We start from the raw sequence: 20,596 nt of genomic DNA on the forward strand, positions 1-20,596 counted from the left end.
CCTCCTTCTACAATACAAGTATTCTATCACAGACATGTCGGATAAACTCCTTGTCATGGGTAACGACAATCACCGTACTCCCTTTGTTTGCCAGCTCCTTGATTGCTTTTGCAACCTTTATCATGTGGACATAGTCGAGCCCACTGGTAGGTTCGTCAAATATAAGCAATTGCTTTCTAGAGAGGATTGCAGTTGTTATGGCAAGCCGCTGTTTCTGGCCTCCTGAAAGTGCCATCGGATGTATTTCCTCAAAAGGCAAAAGATCGAAATGTTCAAGAATCTGCTTGATCTGCTGTCCTGTATATCCATGATTTGACAGCAGGCATTCTCCCGATACACTGTCGGAAAACAGCTGATGGTTTACATCCTGCATCACGCAGTATGCCTGTTTTTGCCGTTTTTTCCTATTCGTTTTTTGACCATCAATCAGAATAGTCCCGCTATATTGACGTACAAAGCCACACAAGCAACGGATCAAGGTTGTTTTTCCTATGCCATTTCTGCCACATATTGCCAATATCTCTCCAGGTATTGCAGAGAAAGATAGTTTTTCGAAAATGGGTTTGCCTTTTCCAAAACTACAGGCAAGGTTTTCTACTGACAGTCCCTTTGTACTTCCCGGAGGTAATGCAGTAGGTAAATTCAGTTCAGTCTGTACCAATGATCGTAATCCCATGGCCTTTCGCTTTGTATCAGGCAATGCAAAGAAAGAAGCTCCTGAGAATATCTGCTGGATATGACCTTGCTTGATAAAAACTGCACGGTCAATAAGATCAGATAGAAACCAGAGACGGTGTTCTGCAATGATGATTGTATGTCCTTGTCGTTTCAGAAGGGCAATCTGGGCTCTCAGCAGCTCTATTGTCTTGTTGTCAAGGTTTGCCGTCGGTTCGTCCAGGAGAAAAACCGAAGGATGCATCATATAGACAGAAGCAAAGGCCAGCAATTGTTTTTCACCTCCGGACATTGCAAAAATATTCCGTTTCATAAGAGATTCGAGATGAAGGGTGCTGACAGTATGGCGCAGGCGCATATGGATATAGGATGGTGCAGATCCTTGGTTCTCCAACCCAAAGGCAAGTTCACTGGTTGCATCGAGATTGAAAAATTGACTTTTGGGGTTTTGGAATACTGATCCTATATGCAAGGCAAGTTCGTATAGCTCGCTTTCAGATACGGAAAGATTTTCTGCAGATACAGTACCGCTTGTAAACGTACCTGCCGTAAAATGTGGAATCAAGCCATTGATAAGTTTGGTAACGGTTGTTTTCCCACATCCTGATTCTCCGCAGAGCAGTATACATTCACCATCAGCAACATCCAATGAAAAATCATTGAGTGTCTGTGGTCTGCCTGGATAGCTGAAAGATACCCTTTTGATTGAGACCATCAGAAGGCTCCTTGCCATAGCGACCTGAATGAAGCAATTGTAAACATAAGGCCAATACCGCAGGTAATCCAATCAAAGGTTTTCATTTTCAGTGTAATGATACTTGTTTTCTTTACTGGATTTTCAATACCACGTGTCACGGCTGCTGCTGATAATTCTTCAGCAGTTGATGTGGCTGACAGTATAAGGGGGACTGATAGGCATTCTATTTTCTTTAGTCCATGGATATCCCTAAGTTTCATTGCATCATGGATATAACCGGATTCTTCTCTGATAGCTGGGAAATAACGTATGGTAACGGAGATTGCAACTATCAATTGTTGAGGCAAGTGCAGTTTTCTCAAGCCTACGATAAAACGGCTCAATGGGATTTCCCTGATCATCAACAGACCGATGATCAGGCAGGGGAGAATCTTCCTGGCATAGGTAACAAGGATTGAAAAGCTGGTCGCGATGAATTTTGGGGAGTTTGGAAGTATGTAATGCTGTAATCCTAGAAGTACAAGGTAATACAATACCCATTTTACTGCAGTACTTCTATGCGTGCAGAAAAATGTCATGAAACATAGGCTTGCTATCCAACCGGATTCGATGGAAAAAGGATTCTGCCGGTAGGCAATTATGTTTGACAGAACCAGGAGCAGTATGCCGGTCCTGGGGTCAATGGATAAGCGTAACTGCATGTCTAGACGATCCCTGCTTTTATAAAATGCTTATGAAACATACCTTTTGCAATAAGTGCTCCGAGAAAGGCGCCTAGGAGCGGAGCAATGAAAAGGACGACGAACATTGCCGGAGAAATGAATGTCCTGAGAGTCGCTACATAGGCTGCGGGCATCCCTTGTGAAGAAATCTGGTTGAGGAATTGGTCTTTCATGAGCCACATCGGAAGTGGAGACCCGGTCATGCCGAGGGAAAAACACATGAAGGCCAGCATGTTGCCTCTGAAACTTTCATATTTTGAAACTGCACGGCAGAGTTCAGCCAATGCGCAGGAAACAAGGAATGTGATGAGTATGATAGCTGTAAATTGTCCTGTCACGAAATAAATCAATCCTGTAATGAATCCCATCAATGCCACGGCTCCGGTTTTTTGCACCTTTGCACACATCAGCATGAAGGGAATTCCTGTACATACGGCAATGAAAGCAGGCATCAGTATCCACATGATGGGATGTATGCCTCCCAAAAGCATGAAAATGAAATTTATGACAAAATAGATTGCCGAAAAGATACCTATCGAGATGAGGTCTTTTCCTTTTAGTCCTCCATTCTTACCGGTCTGTGAATCCATATGGTACTCCTATAAAAAGTCAATAGTTTCTACGGAAACTATCAAGCTCCGTTTGTTTTCTCCTCATAGGAGACCTTACCTTTAGGCCCCTATGACCTCCTCCGCACTCAGTGATCCCCCGACTTCCCTTACCATCAGGGATTCGTCGAACGGCCTCCTGCTGTTCAGGATCGCAAAGATGACCCTCGCCAGCTTACGCGTCGTGGCTATGATGGACTTCCCCGACCCCTTCGTTTCCTTCATCCTTCGGTAAGCCACCATCAGCCGCCAGCTGCCCGTCTTCTTGGACAGCCGCAGCATCCCCATCGTCGCCTGTACCAGCGCCGTGCGCAGCATCTGCGGCCCGTGCTTCGTTATCCTCCCCAGCAGGACCGTGTCGTTCGAGTTGTGTACCGACGGCACCAGCCCCGCATACGAGGCAAACTTCCTGAAGTCTCCCCCGAACCGTCCCTGCAGGTCACCCGCATAGGCCGCAATCGTCATCGCCGTGACCGCGCCGATCCCCGGCACCGTCCTGAGCAGCGCCACGTCCTCGTTCTCCCCGGCCGTCTCGGCCAGCTGCTTCTCCACTGCCTTGATTTGCTCCGCCAGGTCGTCTATAATGCCGAACAGAAGCTTGAGCGAAGCGGCGGCGGTCTGCGTGAATCCATGGTCTTCGAGATCTTTCAGCAGTCCCTGCCGCTTCCTCTTGCTCTGCAGCTGGCTGTGCCTCGTGTCGACCCCGTAGCCGAGCATCATCCCGTGGACCTGGTTCTTCACCTTCACCTGCGTGCTCACCAGGATGCTCCTGGCCTTCAGCAGCCGCCTGGCCTCCTCGCTCTGCTGGTCGCACAGGTGGCTCTGCGGGAGCATGTCCTTGTACAGGTAGTAGGCCAGCGTCCTCGCGTCGTTCCTGTCGTTCTTGCTCGTGCTCTCGCTGATGACCTTGAACCTGTTCGTGTTCACCACCGTCACGGCAAAGCCTTCCTTCTCGAACCTGTTCTTGAAGTACCGGGCGTTGCCCGTCGTCTCCACGGCAAGCCGTACCGGGCAGCCGTATGCCTCCTGCAGGCCATGCAGCCTCGCTGCCAGCTGTCCCAGCCCGTCATGCCCCCTGGTGACGTATGCCTTCTCCTCCACGGGCCTTTCCTCGTCTCCGTCCGCAAGGACGCATATCGTCACCTGCGTCTTGTGCAGGTCCACGCCTACGTCCAGCCTCTCCGTCCCTTCTTCCATGCCGTTTGCCATATCAGGCCTCCTCGCTTCAGTTTCCGGGCAGGACGGCTTCCGTTCGGTGATTCCTTCCAATCTCCTATCCGGCCTCAGCCGCATCGCTGCGGCGGACCACTGAGTGATTCGATGTAAACCCTTCCATTCTCCTTTGCGACATCAAGTGCCATTAGATATGCCGGACTTGCATCTCAGCCTTCCTGCCTGTACCTTCCAGTATAGACCCTCCAGCTCCTAGGTAATCACCAACTATTTACTTTTTATCACTCCTCCTTGATATGTTGCAGTTAGCTAATGCTAACTTAATGTGTTTTTATAAGGATGCCAAGAGGCATCCCGACTGTACCATATGGTATTTGAAGTCTTCTTTCTGCTCCATTTGGTCTTTTTTGTACCGTTTGGACAATTTTTTGTTTGCGAGATTCATTTGTGATGGTCAGATCGTAGGAGACCAAAAAAGTCATTCAAATGGCTTGTTGCCTACTGTGCTGCTGTTTGCTTAGATATTCTCTTGGACAGACTCCTTTATATTTCCTGAAGGTCTTTGTAAAGTAGCTGGCATCATGGAAACCTACATTGTAGGCTACATCGATGATGGAGAATGAAGTAGTGGCAAATTGTTCACAGGCACATTCGATCCTGTATGCATTGAGATAGTCTATAGGTGGCCTTCCTGTCATCTGTTTGAAGAAGGTACAGAAATATTTGCTGTCCATGCCAGCCAATTCTGCCAAGGTGGCGAGTGTCAATTGATCACTGTAATTCTCTTCAATGAATTGAAGGACTTTCTTGAATTTTCCCAGTTTTCTTGCTGCAATTAATTTCGTCATTTTTTGTTCTGTATAGAATTTTTTCCTTATTATCAGCCCGAAGATTGTATAGAGGCTGCCTAAGGCTAGGAATTCATAGCCTTCCCTTCGGTGGGACATTGCTTGGAACAAAAGGTCTACGGAGTGTTGGAAATCTTCATCAATAGGCAATTCTGTCCATACCTGCCGTTCCTTGCTGAGGAATTCTCCTATCTTTGCAGTACAGGCATTTGTGTCTTTTTGCAGGAGCCGAAGGTCAAAGACCAGGCATTCATAGCAGCAACCGAGGGGATGTCCGCTATGTAAGCAGCCTCCAGGAACATACAATAATGTTCCTGGTTCAAGCATATGCTCGGTATTGTCTATGATTATTTTCAATTTGCCTGACAATACACGTATGAATTCGCTTTCCGGATGCCAATGGAGTATCATCCTGTAACGGGGATGCTCTTTTGTTAAAAAATAATATGCCATGGGAAATGCCAGTGTCCCATGTTGCCGTTGTTCCTTGTAAGACAAATAGCGCATTATGATTCCTTCTGGAAAATCTGAATATTATACTATTCTTTCCCAACTATACATCAAGATTGTGGGAAAAATAAAGAGTATCGTAAAATAAGATCGGAGGAATATGCTATGAATGAACAACGAATGATAGGGGGACATCCCACTATAGGTATCAGACCGATAATTGATGCTAGGATTGGGTTCCTCAATGTAAGAGGTTCCTTGGAGAAACAGACAATGCAGATGGCGCAGTCCGCTGCAGCCCTATTCAGGGATAACCTTAGGTATTCTGACGGGACAGCGGTAAAGGTTGTCATCAGTGATACGACAATCGGAAGAGTAGCTGAGGCTGCACGGTGTGCAGAGCAGTTCCGTAGGGAAGGTGTTTCCATTACCCTTTCTGTTACGCCTTGCTGGTGCTATGGTTCAGAGACAATGGACATGGATAAGCATACGATCAAAGGTGTATGGGGGCTCAATGCAACCGAACGTCCCGGTGCTGTCTATCTTGCCTGTGTACTTGCTGCGCATGCCCAGAAAGGCCTTCCGGCTTTCGGCATCTATGGCAAGGATGTACAGGAAGCTGATGATGCGACGATTCCTGATGATGTGAGGGAAAAACTGCTTCGATTCGGAAGAGCGGCAGTGGCAGCAGCTTCCATGCGCGGTGCTTCTTTCCTGCAGATAGGGTCCCAGTGCATGGGCATAGCAGGAAGTGCCATCAACCAGGATTTCTTTGAAGAATACTTGGGCATGAGAGTAGAATCTGTAGATGAGGTTGAGATCCTCCGTCGGATGAAAGAACACATCTATGATGAGAAGGAAGTTAAGCGGGCAATTGCCTGGGCATGGAAAAACTGTCCCATCGGATTCAACAAGAATCCAAAGGAAGTACAGCGCAGTGAGGCAGAAACGAAGGAAGAATTCGAATTCGTTGTCAAGATGGCTGTCATCGTCAAGGATTTGATGAACGGTAACCCGAATCTTCCCAAAGGGCGGGAAGAGGAAATGCTCGGCCATAATGCCATTGCTGCGGGATTCCAGGGACAACGTCAATGGACTGACCATTATCCTGATTGTGATTTCGGTGAAGCCATCCTCAATACGACCTTTGATTGGAACGGTACAAGGGAGCCTTATATACTTGCTACTGAAAATGATACGCTTAACGGTGTCAGCATGTTGTTCATGAAGTTGCTGACGCATAGGGCACAGATGTTCAGTGATGTGAGGACATACTGGAGTGAGGCTTCGGTCCGCAAGGCCACCGGCTACCAGCTGGAAGGGAAAGCCAAGGAAAACGGTGGATTCCTGCATCTGATCAATTCCGGAGCAACTGCCCTTGATGCCTGCGGACTATGTACCGACGAGAAAGGTGAGCCGGTGATGAAACGATGGTATGAGGTGACCGAAGAAGACCAGAAGAAGATGCTTGGCGCAACGACTTGGTGTGAGGCGGACAACGGCTACTTCCGTGGAGGTGGTTTTTCATCCAGGTTCCTTACCGAAGCGCAGATGCCTGCGACGATGATCAGGCTCAATTTGATCAAGGGACTGGGACCTGTGCTGCAGATTGCCGAAGGATGGACCGTAAAGTTGCCCAGGGAAGTCAGTGAATCCCTGTGGAAGCGTACAGACTATACATGGCCGTGTACATGGTTTACACCTCGCTGTGATGGCAAGGACGGTCCGTTCAAGAGTGCCTATGACGTAATGAACAATTGGGGTGCCAACCATGGAGCTATAAGCTATGGGCACATCGGTGCTGATCTCATAACCCTTTGCTCAATACTGCGTATTCCTGTCTGTATGCATAATGTTCCACAGGAGGATATCTTCCGTCCTGCCTGTTGGAATGCCTTTGGTATGGACAAGGAAGGCCAGGACTACAGGGCGTGCTTGAATTATGGCCCTTTATATAAATAAATAAGAATATATCGATTGAATAAAACTGACGGAATCATATACAATGTGATTCCGTCAGTTGTTTTTTGGAGTTTTCATTTTACTGTTGCAGTATCTTGCTTTTTTTTGTTTGGAAGTTTGTTTCGGGAGTACTTTTCTATTCCATTTCTTATTTTTCTGACAACAATCTGATTAAATTATATAAAATTTACTAAAATTGGAATTTGTTAATATGTCTATTAGTGGCCATATAAAAATGTAATTGCATAAATTTGTCAGATTTTTAGGATAAAAATCATTTTTAATTATATAAAATTTAAATTTTATAATAAAAATCAAAAAAAAATTGACATAATACGATTTCGGGTATAATCTACTTCTAGAAATAGTTCTAAGTCAAAAGGGAGCATTCCAATGAAAAAACATTTTCTCGCGGTAATAGCGGCAGGCCTTATGCTTATGCCTCTATTTGCAAATGGTGAAGGAGAACAATCTGCAAAAGCGTCTTCTTCGGACAAGTGGCCATCACAGACAATTGATATTGTAGTTCCGTTCTCTGCAGGGGGAAATTCTGATTACAATACTCGTACGATAGCCAAGTATCTGAAAGATGAATTGGGACAGTCCATCGTCGTTTCAAATGTCAGTGGCAGTGGTGGCACGATTGGAGCTTCGCAGGTACTGCATGCAAAGTCTGATGGATATACCATCCTTTGCACACAGCTTTCAATGAACATGGCACAGGTTACCGGCATGGTGGATTATGGGTTTGCTGATTTCGGCGGCGGATGTGTATTCTCAAGAAGTGCCGATGAAGTACTGGTAGTCCGTGGTGATTCAAAGTGGAACACCTTCGATGATTTTGTTGCTGATGCAAAAGCCAATCCTGGCAAGCTTAAACTTGCTGCCAATACAGGTGCTTCAACACAGTGGATTGCAGTCGCAATGCTGAATGCAGGTATTCCTCTCAATGTTGTAAGTTCCGGCGGGTCAGGAGAAAGGCTGCAGTTGGTTCTCGGCAAGCATGTTGATATGGTTCCTCTTCCGTTGACGATGGTATCAGATTATGTTGCCAAAGGTGAATTGAAGATCCTTGCAACTGATAGCCCGAAACGTGGAGAGCTGATTCCTGATGTCCCGACATTGCAGGAAAAGGGTGTGGCCTGTGCTTACTACTATGATAATACCTTCCTGTTCCCCAAGGGGACTGACCAGGCTATCGTTGATAAGTTCTCCAAGGCTTGTGAGAAGGTCATTACAACAAACGAAGCTTATCGCAAGGAAATAGCTGCCTACAAGCAGGTTCCGACTTATATGGATCCTTCGGCAACTGCTGAGAGCTATAAGACTCAATTGGCTTCATTGATGAAAATCAAAGATCAGCTTATTGGTAAATAAGCAGAACATCTATAGCGGTCGTGCTTTTCTGAGTTGACCGCTGTAGTTGTCTGTTTTGGATTACAGCTTTTTGGATGTGTATAGATCTGGAAAGCTGTAATTTTCTATCAGAGGAATTTACGGGTTGGATGTATTTTATATTTGTTTATTATATTTTCAACTAGTATTTTAAAAAACACTATTTATATTATTAAAAATCAAAAAAAAGTTGACATATTGATGTTTTGAAGTTACGCTGTATTGAAAGCAAATGGTCATCATGTAATTGTGTCAATATCTATATTTTGTTTTGCATTTCTGTATCATTTGGGAGTATTTGCTCAAATGAGGAACTAGTAGGAAGAATTGATTTCAATCTACCTGCTGCAAGTGGCATTTTGTCTAGGATAAAAAGAAAACTAAATTGGTGTGGGCAGTCACAGTCACTATCAGAGACTGTAAGCATTCAATGGGAGATATGTGTATGAAGGGAAAATATAAAGGGTTGGCAGTAGGGATCATCTTTTTGGTCGTTTCTTTGCTATACATTATCGGTGCAATAAACATAAGGACATTTACACCATTTGGCCATACCGGATTGAATTCAAAGTCAATTCCCCAGACCTTGGGAATATGTATGGCAGTTTTAAGCATTGTAAAGATTGTCAAGGAAGTGAAACTTTTATCCGTATCTACGGTTCCTGACGATGGGAAAAAGAGTGTGGAATATGTTACGCTCTTTGGAAAAAAGGTTCCGAAAATTGCCTATGCTCTTGTCCTGACGGTAGGGCTTATTGCACTTTATATAATTTTTTATCGTCCCATAGGATTCCTTTTATCCTCTATTCTTTTTTTGGTTGCGTTGACATTATTCCTTTGTCCTGTAGAAAAAAGAACTAAAAAGTTGATTTTGTTTGTCATTGTTTTTTCAATCTTATTTTCATGGTTGGTCTATTTTATATTCACAACATATTTCTCAATGGTTCTGCCCAAGGGCATACTTTTCTAGGGGGTAACATAAAATGTTGACAGCTGGTTTAATATCGATTCTGTCGAATCCGATGTGCATAGTGGTCATATTCGTCGGAGTCGTAATGGGCATCATTTTTGGTGCTATTCCCGGATTGACTTGTGTTGCCTGCCTTTCCATGTTCCTGCCTGTGACCTATGTTATGTCTGATGTTATGGGCCTGTCCATGTTGACTGGTATTTATATTGGAGCTACTTCCGGTGGCTTGGTTTCAGCTATTCTGCTTAACATCCCCGGAACTCCTTCTTCCATAGCAACTTGTTTTGACGGGCGTCCGATGGCAATGAAAGGTGAAGCAGGTAAGGCTTTGGGAACTGGAGTACTCAGTTCACTTATAGGTACAATTATCGGTGTCATGGCAATGATTCTCATTGCACCGACTCTGGCCAAGCTTACCATTCAATTCGGACCTTGGGAGTATTTTGCAGTAACGGTCCTTGCTTTGACACTCATAGCTTCCCTTTGTGGTGACTCAGTCCTTGTCGGTGTAATAAGTGCATTGCTGGGAATGATGTTTGCTACAGTAGGATTGGCTCCGATTGACAGTGCTCATCGTTTTACTTTCGGTTCTTTGAATTTGACGTCAGGTTTTAGCCTTTTGCCTGTATTGGTCGGATTATATGCAATCAGTGAGGTGATGAAGGCTGCAATCAAAAGAGCAGAAAAAGCTGATATTGTCTCTGATTTCAAGATCAAGGGTTTCGGATTATCCTTGAAAGAGGCAAAGAGCCAGCTCGGCAACTGGATTCGTTCCAGTTTGATCGGATTGGGCGTCGGAATCCTACCGGGCATCGGTGGTTCTTCGGCAAATATCATTGCTTATTCAGTAGCAAAGAACAGTTCCAAGCATCCTGAGAAATATGGTACTGGTATCATTGACGGTGTTTGTGCAACTGAAAGTTCAAATAATGCCAGCATCGGAGGAGCCATGATTCCTCTCCTTACCCTAGGTATTCCAGGTGATGGCTCTACTGCTATTCTCCTTGGTGGATTCATGTTGCATGGCCTGACACCGGGACCTATGCTATTCCAGACAGATGGTGCGACCATGTATGGCATCTTTGCTTCAATGATATTGGCAGCAATCATGATGGCTGTGGTTATGTATTTCGGTATGAGAGGGTTTGTAAAAATCCTCAAGGTTCCTCCTTATTTACTTTACCCGGTTATTGTCGTGCTTTGTTTTGTCGGTGCATTTGCAATCAACAATAGAGTATTTGATGTGCTCTGCCTGTTGTTATTCGGTGTGCTTGGCTTTGCAATGAGAAGCTTGGATGTACCACTGCCACCGTTTATCCTTGGGTTTATTTTGGAAAATGCATTTGAGACCAATCTGCGCAGAGGATTGCAGTATGCAAATGGTAATTTCTTTGAGATTTTCCAAAGACCAATTGCTGTCGGATTGCTGGCATTTTCCATTATATTCCTTGTTGTAACCTTGGTTCGTGGAAATAAAAAGAAAGCAAAGGCATGTACGGTCGAAACCGGTTGTGATGCTTGTTAATGGTAATAAGATTTAGAGAGAGGAAGAAAAAATGTTCAATACTCCAAAAGTAACTGATATGAAGGTAATTCCCGTTGCTGGATATGACAGTATGCTACTGTCTCTCAGTGGGGCACATTATCCATATTTTACAAGAAACATCGTAATTTTGACTGATGACAGCGGTCATACCGGAATCGGCGAAGTACACGGTGGAAAGAGAATCACCCAAAGTCTTCAGGCCTGTGTGCCTGAAGTGGTTGGCAAACCGATCGGAGCCTATAGGAATATCATCAGCAAGCTGCGAAGGATACACGACTGTGGTTGCAAGGACAGCGATGGATTGCAGAATTTGGATTTGTGCAAACTTGCTGATGTCGTACACTTTGAAACAGCTATTGAATGTGCTCTCTTGGACTTGATGGGGCAGTTCATGGATGTCCCCGTATGTGAACTTCTGGGTGATGGCAAACAAAGAGATGATGTAGTCGTATTGGGATATCTTTTCTATCAGGCAGATTCCAAGAAAACTGATTTGCCATATATCCATGAGAAAAAATGCGGAAATCCTTGGTTTGATGTCAGAAGAAATACGTATATGACCAGTGACTCGATAGTAGAACAAGCCCAGGCCTTGCAAGAATACTATGGTTTCAAGGATTTTAAGCTGAAGGGTGGAGTTTTTTCTGGTGAAGAAGAAATGGAAGCTGTCGAAAAATTGGCCAAGACTTTTCCCGATGCAAGAATCAATATCGATCCCAATGGGGCTTGGAAGCTGGAACAGGCAATTGATCTCTGTAAGGGCAGTTCGCTTACCTATGCTGAAGATCCCTGCGGTACTGAATGCGGCTATTCAGGCAGAGAAACAATGGCAGAATTCAAGGAAGCGACAGGAATTCCGACGGCTACCAATATGATTGCTACGGATTGGAGACAATTCAAGCATGCAATTGTAGAAAAGTCAGTTGATATCGTACTTGCAGATCCTCATTTCTGGCTGATGTCCGGTTCTGTCAGGATTGCACAGGTTCTGAACGATTGGAAGCTTACCTGGGGATGCCATTCCAACAATCATTTTGATGTTTCCTTGGCAATATTTGCCCAGTGTGCCGCTGCCTGTCCTGGTAACATCACAGCTATGGATACACACTGGATTTGGCAGGATGGACAGTACCTGACTAAAAATCCGTATCAGATAAAAGAAGGTAAGATCCATATTCCTGATGCTCCTGGTCTTGGACTTGATATAGACATGGATGCAATCATGAAGGCGAATGAACTGTATGAAAGTCTGTCATTTGCAGATCGGAATGATGCCTTGGGTATGCAATATCTTATACCTGGTTGGAAATTTGATTCCAAGCTGCCTTGCCTCGTGCGATAAGGATATATCCTTTTTGGCCTGACAAACAATTTCTTTGATTGGTTGGTGAGATAAGGGCAAGTGTATTGGTTTTTTAATAAAATATAATAGAATTATAAATATATGATTTTTTATATTATTATATAAAGTATTAAGATAATAAACTGGAAATTAACTTGATAATTCAAAATAAATTTTAAGTTGTTACCCAGTATGTATTGGTTGTGACTGAAGGAAGGAGTGCATGATGTCACCAAAAGTTATTGATATGCAGGTTTATCCCGTTGCGGGGCACGATTCAATGTTGTTGAATCTCAGTGGTGCCCATGGCCCATTCTTTACCCGTAATGTGGTGATTCTGACAGATGATGCCGGACACACCGGAGTAGGTGAGGTTCCTGGTGGACAAAAAATCACGAAAGCTTTGGAAGAAGCCAAGAGCCTTATCGTTGGGTCGGCAATCGGTGACTATAAGAATACGCTGCTGAAGGTCAAGGACTCAATTCAGAGTGAGAATGATGTAAGGGGTGACCAGACCTATGACCTTCGTACCGGAGTACATGTACTTACGGCAGTGGAAGCTCCCTTGCTGGATTTGCTGGGCCAGTATCTTGGTGTACCTGTAGCATCCCTTTTAGGTGATGGCATGGTAAGAAGAAAGGTAAAAGTACTTGGCTACCTCTTTTTTGTAGGGGACAGGAACAAGACTGATCTTCCATATTGCAATGAACAGGACAGCGATGTCGAATGGTATAGGCTTCGAAGGGAAGAAGCCATGACTCCTGAGAAAATCGTGGCACTGGCGAAAGCAAGCAAGAGTCTCTATGGGTTCAAGGATTTCAAGCTCAAGGGTGGTGTCCTCAAAGGTGAGGAAGAGATGGAATGCATCATTGCCCTGAAGAAGGAATTTCCTGATGCACGTATTACTCTTGATCCGAATGGTGGTTGGTTACTTAAGGATGCCATAAGGCTCTGCAAGGATAAACATGGAATTCTTACGTATTGCGAAGATCCTTGTGGTGCTGAGGAAGGATATTCCGGACGTGAAATCATGGCTGAATTCCGCAGGGCAACAGGATTGCCTACGGCAACGAACATGATTGATACCGATTGGAGACAGATGCAGCATGCCATAGCGCAGAATGCAGTGGATATTCCTTTGGCAGATCCGCATTTCTGGACTATGGAAGGTTCTGTAAGGGTTGCTCAGCTCTGCAATGATTTTGGGCTTACCTGGGGCTGCCATTCAAATAATCATTTTGATATTTCCTTGGCGATGATTGCCCATTGTGGAGCTGCAGCTCCTGGGAATCCGACTGCACTGGATACCCATTGGATCTGGCAGGAAGGCGAGGAAAGACTTACCAAAGAACCTCCTCGGATTGAAAATGGTTGTCTGACGATTACCGACAAACCGGGACTTGGAATTGACGTTGATATGGATAGGATTATTGCAGCAAACGACCTTTATAAGAAACATTGCCTTGGGGCAAGAAATGATGCTGCAGCAATGCAATATCTGGTACCAGGATGGAAATTTAATGCAAAGCGTCCATGCTTGGTACGTTGAAAATAGCCAAAAAATCTAAATTTTAAGGAGAAACAACATGAAGATTGGATTCATTGGACTTGGTATCATGGGCAAACCCATGGTAAAGAACCTGCTGAAGGCAGGCTATGAAGTTGTCGTATATGACATCATAAAAGAAAATGTTGACCAGATGATTGCTGCCGGAGCTTCTTCCGGCAAGAGTGCCGCCGAGATAGCAGCCAGTTGTCCTGTAGTCATCACCATGTTGCCGAATTCACCTCATGTGAAGACCGTAGTCTTGGGCAAGGACGGCGTTCTGGAAGGTGCAAAGCCCGGCCTCAAGTATATTGACATGAGTTCCATTGCTCCTCTGGCAAGCCAGGAAGTTGGGAAGGCCTGTGCGGCAAAGGGCGTGCGCATGCTTGATGCTCCTGTTTCCGGCGGAGAGCCGAAGGCAATAGACGGGACCATGTCGATCATGGTCGGCGGTGACAAGGACCTGTTCGAGGAAGTCAAGCCGATCTTCGAGGTACTGGGCGGGTCATACGTGCTCTGTGGCTCGATCGGGGCCGGCAATACGACAAAGCTTGCAAACCAGATGATCGTTGCAGGCAATATTGCAATCCTGGCCGAAGCCCTTACCTTGGCCAAGAAGGCTGGTGTTGATCCCCAGACTGTGTTCGAAGCCATCAGAGGTGGCCTTGCCGGTTCGACTGTGATGAATGCAAAGGCACCCATGATGATTGCAGGGGATTTCAAGCCTGGCTTCAAGATTGACCTGCACATCAAGGACCTGAACAATGCCATTGAGACCGGACATGGTATCGGTTCCCCCATGCCGCTGACCGTTGAGGTACAGGAGATGCTTGAGAACCTTCACTTTGAGGGCAAGGGCCAGCATGACCACAGCGGTTTGGCTGAGTACTATGCGAAAGTATCCGGTACAAAAATCGGCAAGTAAGGAATGAATACAATGGACACGGATTTCTTCAAAGGTATCATCGTACCGATCTTGACTCCAATGACTGATGACGAGCGTATTGATGCTGAAAGGTTGTGCAGGCAGGTAGACTTTGTTATTGATGGCGGAGTCTCCGGTATCCTGCTGTTTGGCAGCAACGGAGAATTCTACGTCATGGAGGAAAGCGAGATTGAGCAGTCTCTTGGACTCGTTGTAGAACATGTAGCGGGACGTGTACCCGTATACATGGGAATCGGAGCAATCAGGACGAGCAAATGCGTAAGGCTGGCAAAGATGGCGCAAGGGTATGGAGTGAATGGCATTTCTGTCCTTCAGCCCATGTTCCTGAAGCCTTCTGAAGATGAGCTGCGAACACATTTTGCAACTATTGCTGAAGCCGTGTCCGACCTGCCTGTATTGCTGTATAACAATCCTGGCAGGACTGGTTACGGCATAAGCCAGGACTGTGTGGAATATCTGGCACATCACCAGAAAAACATCATAGGCATGAAGGACAGCAGCGGTAATCTGACAGAAACCATTGAGTTCATCCGCAGGAACCATGATGTGAATTTCAAGGTCATGTGCGGAAAAGACACTTTGATTTATTCAGGTCTTAGTGCTGGATGTGTAGGGGCAGTTTGCTGTACTGCAAATTTTCTTCCCAAGCTTGTCTGTTCCATCTATGATAAGTTCATGGCTGGAGATTCAAAGGGCTCCTTGGATGCCCAATGGAAATTGAATCCGATTCGTCTGCAGATGGATAAGAGCAGTTTCCCTGTTGCAACAAAGGACTATGCGAATCTTCTTGGTCTTGATGTGGGTGCACCTATATTGCCATGTAAACCTTCGACTTCCGCTCAGATGGATGGGTTGCGGCAGCAGCTGTGTAAGAGTGGTTACTTAGAATAACAGTCCATCATTTGTCTTTGATAGGCAAAGAAACTTCTTTGCAGGTCTTTTCCTGCAAAGAAGTTTTGAGTATATGGGACTGTGAGAAATTTGAGACGGTACTGTAAGGAATTGCAAAAAATCTGCAAAGGCATAGATATGTTTTTGTAGTTAATAGATAAAAAAATACCTTTTTAAAATTTTGTTATATATGACAGTACTATGAATCAAATATTGAAATTTAGATGCTTTATTTGTAATAACTTATTATAACTTTTATGAATTTTTGGATTAATTTGAATATTAATTAAATAGTATTGTCTAATTATTAATTTTAATATAATAATTTTATAAAAAATTTGACAGTATTATAAATTGGTGTATATAATCGAGTATATTTATAAATAGTTCATATTAAGGGAGGAATATGTGAAAATTCTGACGTGGCTTGACAAGCATATAGAATTGATTTTTCTAACTTGCTTTTTAATTATCATTACTTGCTTGACAACTATTAATATCGTTTTGCGTTATGTTTTTGACAGTGGAATTATTTGGAGTACTGAAATTTGCAAATACTGTTTGATTTATTCTGGCTTTTTCAGTATTGGATGGTGGCTCCGTTGGGATAAAAGCATTTTAGTTAATGTTGTAACTCAAAAATTACCTCAAAACTTTCAGTATATCTTTGAAATTGTTGCCAAAATAATAACGATTTATTTTTTGGCAATCTGCACCCGTGGTGCTATCAACGTACTCAAATCAGTCATAGCCAGTGGCGAAGTAAGCGGGACGCTTCAAATTTCCTTGGGATATCTTTACATGGCTCCTCTTATAGGCTTTTCCTGGGCTTTGTTTAGATCTGTTCAAAATTTCATTCTGACAATAAAAAAGAGAGTTGCCATATGTCAATAGGGATTTTTTTTCTGATTTTTTTTGTATTATTATTTATAGGAACTCCATTTGGGACTATTTTTGGTGGCTTGTCCGTTCTGCCGAGTATATTTGACCCTTCTTTTCCCTATACGGTAGAAGCTGCAATCAGAAGTATGGTCGGTGGCTTGGATAGCTTCACGTTGCTTGCTGTGCCTTTGTTTATGTTGTCAGGGTACATAATGGCAAAGGGTGGTATTTCTAAAAAGTTGTTTAACTTTTTTGCATACTTCATTGGTAATAAGACAGGTGGTCTTCCTTGTGCTGCGATTCTTACCTGCATGTTCTATGGAGCTATTTCAGGTTCTTCTCCTGCTACCGTGTCGGCAGTAGGGGCTATGACAATTCCTTTCTTGCTCAACCTTGGTTATGATGAAGTATTTGTCACCGCAATAGTCACTGTAGCCGGTGGGTTAGGTGTAATTATTCCCCCCAGTATTTCGTACATTGTTTTTGCCTCGGTTACGGGTACTTCTCCTGCAGCTTTGTTCTTGGCAGGTATCATTCCTGGCATTCTTGTTACCCTGTGCTTGATGTTTTGTGCAATCCTTTATTGCAAAAGACATGGAGAAGACAAGGTAAAACTACAGCAAAATTATCAAGAATTGCATACCAGCGGTTTTTGGGTCGTTTTTAAAGATAGCTTTTTTGCCTTGATGTGTCCAATAATTATTCTTGGTAGTATCTATGGTGGATTGGCTTCTCCTACCGAAGCAGCAACGATTTCAATTGTATATGCATTGATACTGTGCCTTTTTGTATACCGAACCATAAAATTCAAAGACTTGTGGAATGTGTTTTCTGAGGGTGTAAAATCTTACATAACAATACTTTTTATCATTGCTGCTGCAACCGCTTTTGGCCGTGTGCTGACAATGCTTAGGTTCCCACAGACAATAAGTGAAATGATCCTGGGTAATATCAGCAACAAAGTTGCGATTTTGCTGATCATGAACGTAATCCTTCTTGTCTTTGGTATGATTATGGACAATATTCCCAATATAATGGTTCTGACTCCTATCCTATTTCCTATTGCAACTGCCATTGGAGTAAATCCGATTCATTTTGGCATTATCATGACCATGAACCTTGCAATCGGAATGGTCACTCCTCCGATGGGGATAAACCTTTTTATTGCAAACAGCATGACAAATATCCCAATTGCTTCAATTGCAAAAAAGACAGTACCTTTTCTGATTTCGTTCCTATTTGCATTGATGATAGTTACCTTTGTTCCTCAAGTGAGTTTAGCGCTCATTAAATAATAAGGAGAAAAAAATGAAAAAATCATTGATTATTTGTTCTTTGATAGCAGCTCTAATTTTTTCTGGCTGTTCAAAGAACACATCCTCGTCAAAAACAACAGCGACTCCGTCAGCGACTACGGCACAGGCCAGTAGTGACTCCTCTTCGAAAAAGCCGACTTATACATGGACAGTCGCGATGAACGTCAGTGAAGCAACACTGAACTATAAGATGATGGCAAAATTCAAAGAATTGATTGAATCGAAGAGCAATGGCGCAATCAAGGTTAATTTGTATGCAAACGGACAACTTGGCAATGATACGGAACAAATGCAAGGCTTGATAGATGGATCTGTTGATTTTACTACTACTATAACCAGTGGTTTGACTTCATTCGTCAAGGAATACGGTGTATTTGACTTGCCTAACTTGTTCCCGGATCTTACAACTATGCGAAAAGTTCTAGATACGAAATCGGTTCTGGATGAGTTGAATACTTATTCAACGGCTAAGAATGTCAGGCTGATGGGTCTTGCTGATGCAGGATTCAGGGAAACTACATCAAACAAGCCAATTCATAGTTTGGATGACATTGCCGGATTGAAAATCCGTGTAATTCAGAATCCGTATCATATTGCTTACTGGAAAGCCTTAGGTGCAAATCCATTGGCAATGGATTTTAGTGAAGTGTATATCGGACTACAGCAAAAGACCATAGAAGCTGAAGAAAACCCATATATGAACATTGTTGCAAACAAATTCTACGAAGTGCAGAAATATATCGTAGAAACGGATCATCTTGGTCATATAATTGTGTTCTTGATGAATAACAACCTTTACAACGGACTTTCTGATGAAAATAAAAAACTTGTTAACGAATGTGCTGAAGAAGCTGTGGTTTATACAAGAGGTCTTGCAGATGAGAGTATCGCTGGATATAAGAAAACAGTTGAGGACTATGGTACTACAATCATTACCCTTGATCCTTCAGTAAAAGCAGCAATGCAGGATAAGGCTTCAGGTGTGTATGATGATGTTCGAAAGGCCATTGGAGACAAACTTGTCGATACTATGTTGACTCAGGTAAAACAAGCAAAAGAAAATAACTAAGAAAACAACCTGTTCATCTGTTACAGATGAACAGGTTGACTAGGAGGAATCAGATACATGCAGAAAATTTTGATAGCAAATGGTCAAATTTATGATCCTTTCCATCAACATATGTTAAAAAAGGATATTGCAATTTCCGGTAGTAAAATCGTTTCATCATCCGGTTTCCTGCCAGATACCATAATCAACGCTTCTGATTGTCTCGTTACTCCTGGTCTGATTGATTTTCACTTGCATTGTCTGGAATCCGTTTCGGATATTGCAGTTCCTGCTGATATGGCGTGCTTGCCTAACGGTATTACAACGTGTATTGATGCAGGTACTGCAGGTTGCTCGTTGATTGAGCAAGGTTTCAAAAATGATGCACAGAAAGCAAAGACTACAGTTCTTGCTTTGATTCATACGGCTCCGCAAGGAATGGTTTCAGCTAATATTCCTGAAGATCAAGATCCTACAAAATGGGATATCGAAAAACTTGAATCTTTGGTAGGAGCATATCCTGATTTCATCGTTGGGTTGAAAACCAGGATGTCAGATTTTCTTTTAGCACCTTTTCATCTGAAGATGGAGGCATTGCGGAAAACGCTTGAGTTAGGTGATAAGCTTAAATGTAAAGTAGTCGTACATGTCAATAATCCAGGATTACCAGTAGGTGAGATTGCTGATATGCTCAGACCTGGTGATGTTTTTTGCCATGTATATGCTGGTACAAGAGAAAACATACTTACAAAGAATGGTTGTATTGATGAGCGAATATTGAAAGCCCGGGAAAGGGGCGTGCTTTTTGATGCTTGCAATGGAAGGAAAAACTTTTTGACGCAGGTGGCACAGACTGCTATTGAACAGAATTTTTTACCAGATTTTATCAGCAGCGATAACAATATCAGTACATACAATATGTTGCCATTGGTTTCACTCCCATGGACATTAAGCAAGTATTTAGCTTTAGGACTTTCCATTCCTCAAGTGTTTGACAGGGCAATTCTTTCGCCCTCAAGATGGCTCAATAAACCAAGATTGGCAACTTTGGAGGAAGGGACTGTTGCGGATATTGCACTGTGGAAAATCAAAGAAAAAAAAGTTGAATTTCCTGATTATATGAATGGGAAAATATTTGGATCAAAATTGATTGTCCCACATGCTACAATAAAGAATGGGGCTATTTGCTTCTCAAGCCCAGAAATAAATTTTACTCTCCAGTGAAATGACAAGACTTTATTGTAGGTAGCAAGGTATCTGCAATTTTTACAATTAATCAGGCAATGTACCTTTATGCTAAAATGCCTCATACTACACATAGACGTTGAAATATGAAGCAGACTGCACGGAATACCATTATATAAAGGACAATGATTTTTCATACAATGGCATAAGCCACATTTCCTGTGGATGACTATTTGATTTTACAAATCCTTGAATAATACTGGAAAAAAATTTGTATTGTCTTTGTTTTATGTATTTATCCATAATGGTTGTCTTGATAAAAACTATTTGATTATTGTTTTATTAGGTGCTAAAATTATCTATAGTTATTATAGTTTTATTGATGAATTCTAAA

At 43.2% G+C, this 20,596-nt stretch carries 17 protein-coding genes; 12 read left to right on the plus strand and 5 right to left on the minus strand.

Annotation, left to right across the window (positions count from 1 at the left end; genetic code table 11):
• Nucleotides 1-7: 7 nt before the first annotated feature.
• The 5 genes from LKE40_15545 to LKE40_15565 form a co-directional block, all read right to left on the minus strand.
• Nucleotides 8-1,390, minus strand: a complete 1,383-nt coding sequence (locus tag LKE40_15545) for an energy-coupling factor ABC transporter ATP-binding protein (protein MCH3918843.1) — start codon at nucleotides 1,388-1,390, stop codon at nucleotides 8-10.
• Complete coding sequence (locus LKE40_15550) at nucleotides 1,390-2,073, minus strand: energy-coupling factor transporter transmembrane protein EcfT (GenBank protein MCH3918844.1); 684 nt, start codon at nucleotides 2,071-2,073, stop codon at nucleotides 1,390-1,392. The genes LKE40_15545 and LKE40_15550 overlap by 1 nt, the downstream gene beginning before the upstream one ends.
• Nucleotides 2,074-2,075: 2 nt before the next feature.
• Complete coding sequence (locus tag LKE40_15555; GenBank protein ID MCH3918845.1) at nucleotides 2,076-2,684, minus strand: MptD family putative ECF transporter S component; 609 nt, start codon at nucleotides 2,682-2,684, stop codon at nucleotides 2,076-2,078.
• Between the two features lie 81 nt (nucleotides 2,685-2,765).
• Nucleotides 2,766-3,911: an IS110 family transposase gene (locus LKE40_15560; GenBank protein ID MCH3918846.1), complete on the minus strand. Its 1,146-nt coding sequence runs from the start codon at nucleotides 3,909-3,911 to the stop codon at nucleotides 2,766-2,768.
• A 446-nt stretch (nucleotides 3,912-4,357) separates the two neighbouring features.
• Nucleotides 4,358-5,230, minus strand: coding sequence for an AraC family transcriptional regulator (locus LKE40_15565; protein MCH3918847.1), 873 nt, complete (start codon nucleotides 5,228-5,230; stop codon nucleotides 4,358-4,360).
• A 108-nt stretch (nucleotides 5,231-5,338) separates the two neighbouring features.
• Here LKE40_15565 and LKE40_15570 point away from each other — a divergent pair, with 108 nt between their 5' ends.
• The 12 genes from LKE40_15570 (at nucleotide 5,339) to LKE40_15625 (ending at nucleotide 20,241) form a co-directional block, all read left to right on the plus strand.
• On the plus strand, nucleotides 5,339-7,135 hold the full coding sequence (locus LKE40_15570) for an L-fucose isomerase (GenBank protein MCH3918848.1): 1,797 nt from the start codon (nucleotides 5,339-5,341) through the stop codon (nucleotides 7,133-7,135).
• 393 nt (nucleotides 7,136-7,528) lie between these two features.
• Nucleotides 7,529-8,512, plus strand: a complete 984-nt coding sequence (locus LKE40_15575) for a tripartite tricarboxylate transporter substrate binding protein (GenBank protein MCH3918849.1) — start codon at nucleotides 7,529-7,531, stop codon at nucleotides 8,510-8,512.
• Nucleotides 8,513-8,975: 463 nt separating this feature from the next.
• The gene (locus LKE40_15580) at nucleotides 8,976-9,500 is read left to right on the plus strand and encodes a tripartite tricarboxylate transporter TctB family protein (GenBank protein MCH3918850.1); all 525 of its coding nucleotides are present in this window, start codon (nucleotides 8,976-8,978) and stop codon (nucleotides 9,498-9,500) included.
• 52 nt (nucleotides 9,501-9,552) lie between these two features.
• The gene (locus LKE40_15585) at nucleotides 9,553-11,025 is read left to right on the plus strand and encodes a tripartite tricarboxylate transporter permease (GenBank protein ID MCH3918851.1); all 1,473 of its coding nucleotides are present in this window, start codon (nucleotides 9,553-9,555) and stop codon (nucleotides 11,023-11,025) included.
• A 31-nt stretch (nucleotides 11,026-11,056) separates the two neighbouring features.
• Nucleotides 11,057-12,388: a glucarate dehydratase gene (locus tag LKE40_15590; GenBank protein MCH3918852.1), complete on the plus strand. Its 1,332-nt coding sequence runs from the start codon at nucleotides 11,057-11,059 to the stop codon at nucleotides 12,386-12,388.
• A 223-nt stretch (nucleotides 12,389-12,611) separates the two neighbouring features.
• Entirely contained in the window at nucleotides 12,612-13,937 is a 1,326-nt protein-coding gene (gudD, locus tag LKE40_15595) for a glucarate dehydratase (GenBank protein ID MCH3918853.1), read from the plus strand.
• A 37-nt stretch (nucleotides 13,938-13,974) separates the two neighbouring features.
• Nucleotides 13,975-14,859 (plus strand): 2-hydroxy-3-oxopropionate reductase, encoded by an 885-nt coding sequence (garR, locus tag LKE40_15600; GenBank protein MCH3918854.1) that lies wholly within the window; start codon nucleotides 13,975-13,977, stop codon nucleotides 14,857-14,859.
• A 12-nt stretch (nucleotides 14,860-14,871) separates the two neighbouring features.
• Entirely contained in the window at nucleotides 14,872-15,771 is a 900-nt protein-coding gene (locus LKE40_15605; protein ID MCH3918855.1) for a dihydrodipicolinate synthase family protein, read from the plus strand.
• Between the two features lie 408 nt (nucleotides 15,772-16,179).
• Nucleotides 16,180-16,665 (plus strand): TRAP transporter small permease subunit, encoded by a 486-nt coding sequence (locus LKE40_15610; protein MCH3918856.1) that lies wholly within the window; start codon nucleotides 16,180-16,182, stop codon nucleotides 16,663-16,665.
• On the plus strand, nucleotides 16,656-17,948 hold the full coding sequence (locus LKE40_15615; protein MCH3918857.1) for a TRAP transporter large permease: 1,293 nt from the start codon (nucleotides 16,656-16,658) through the stop codon (nucleotides 17,946-17,948). The genes LKE40_15610 and LKE40_15615 overlap by 10 nt, the downstream gene beginning before the upstream one ends.
• A gap of 13 nt (nucleotides 17,949-17,961) precedes the next feature.
• Nucleotides 17,962-19,038, plus strand: a complete 1,077-nt coding sequence (locus tag LKE40_15620; GenBank protein MCH3918858.1) for a TRAP transporter substrate-binding protein — start codon at nucleotides 17,962-17,964, stop codon at nucleotides 19,036-19,038.
• Between the two features lie 111 nt (nucleotides 19,039-19,149).
• Entirely contained in the window at nucleotides 19,150-20,241 is a 1,092-nt protein-coding gene (locus LKE40_15625; GenBank protein ID MCH3918859.1) for an amidohydrolase family protein, read from the plus strand.
• Nucleotides 20,242-20,596 lie beyond the last annotated feature (355 nt).

It is taken from the genome of Spirochaetia bacterium (assembly GCA_022482625.1).
Taxonomy (GTDB): domain Bacteria; phylum Spirochaetota; class Spirochaetia; order Sphaerochaetales; family Sphaerochaetaceae; genus Pleomorphochaeta.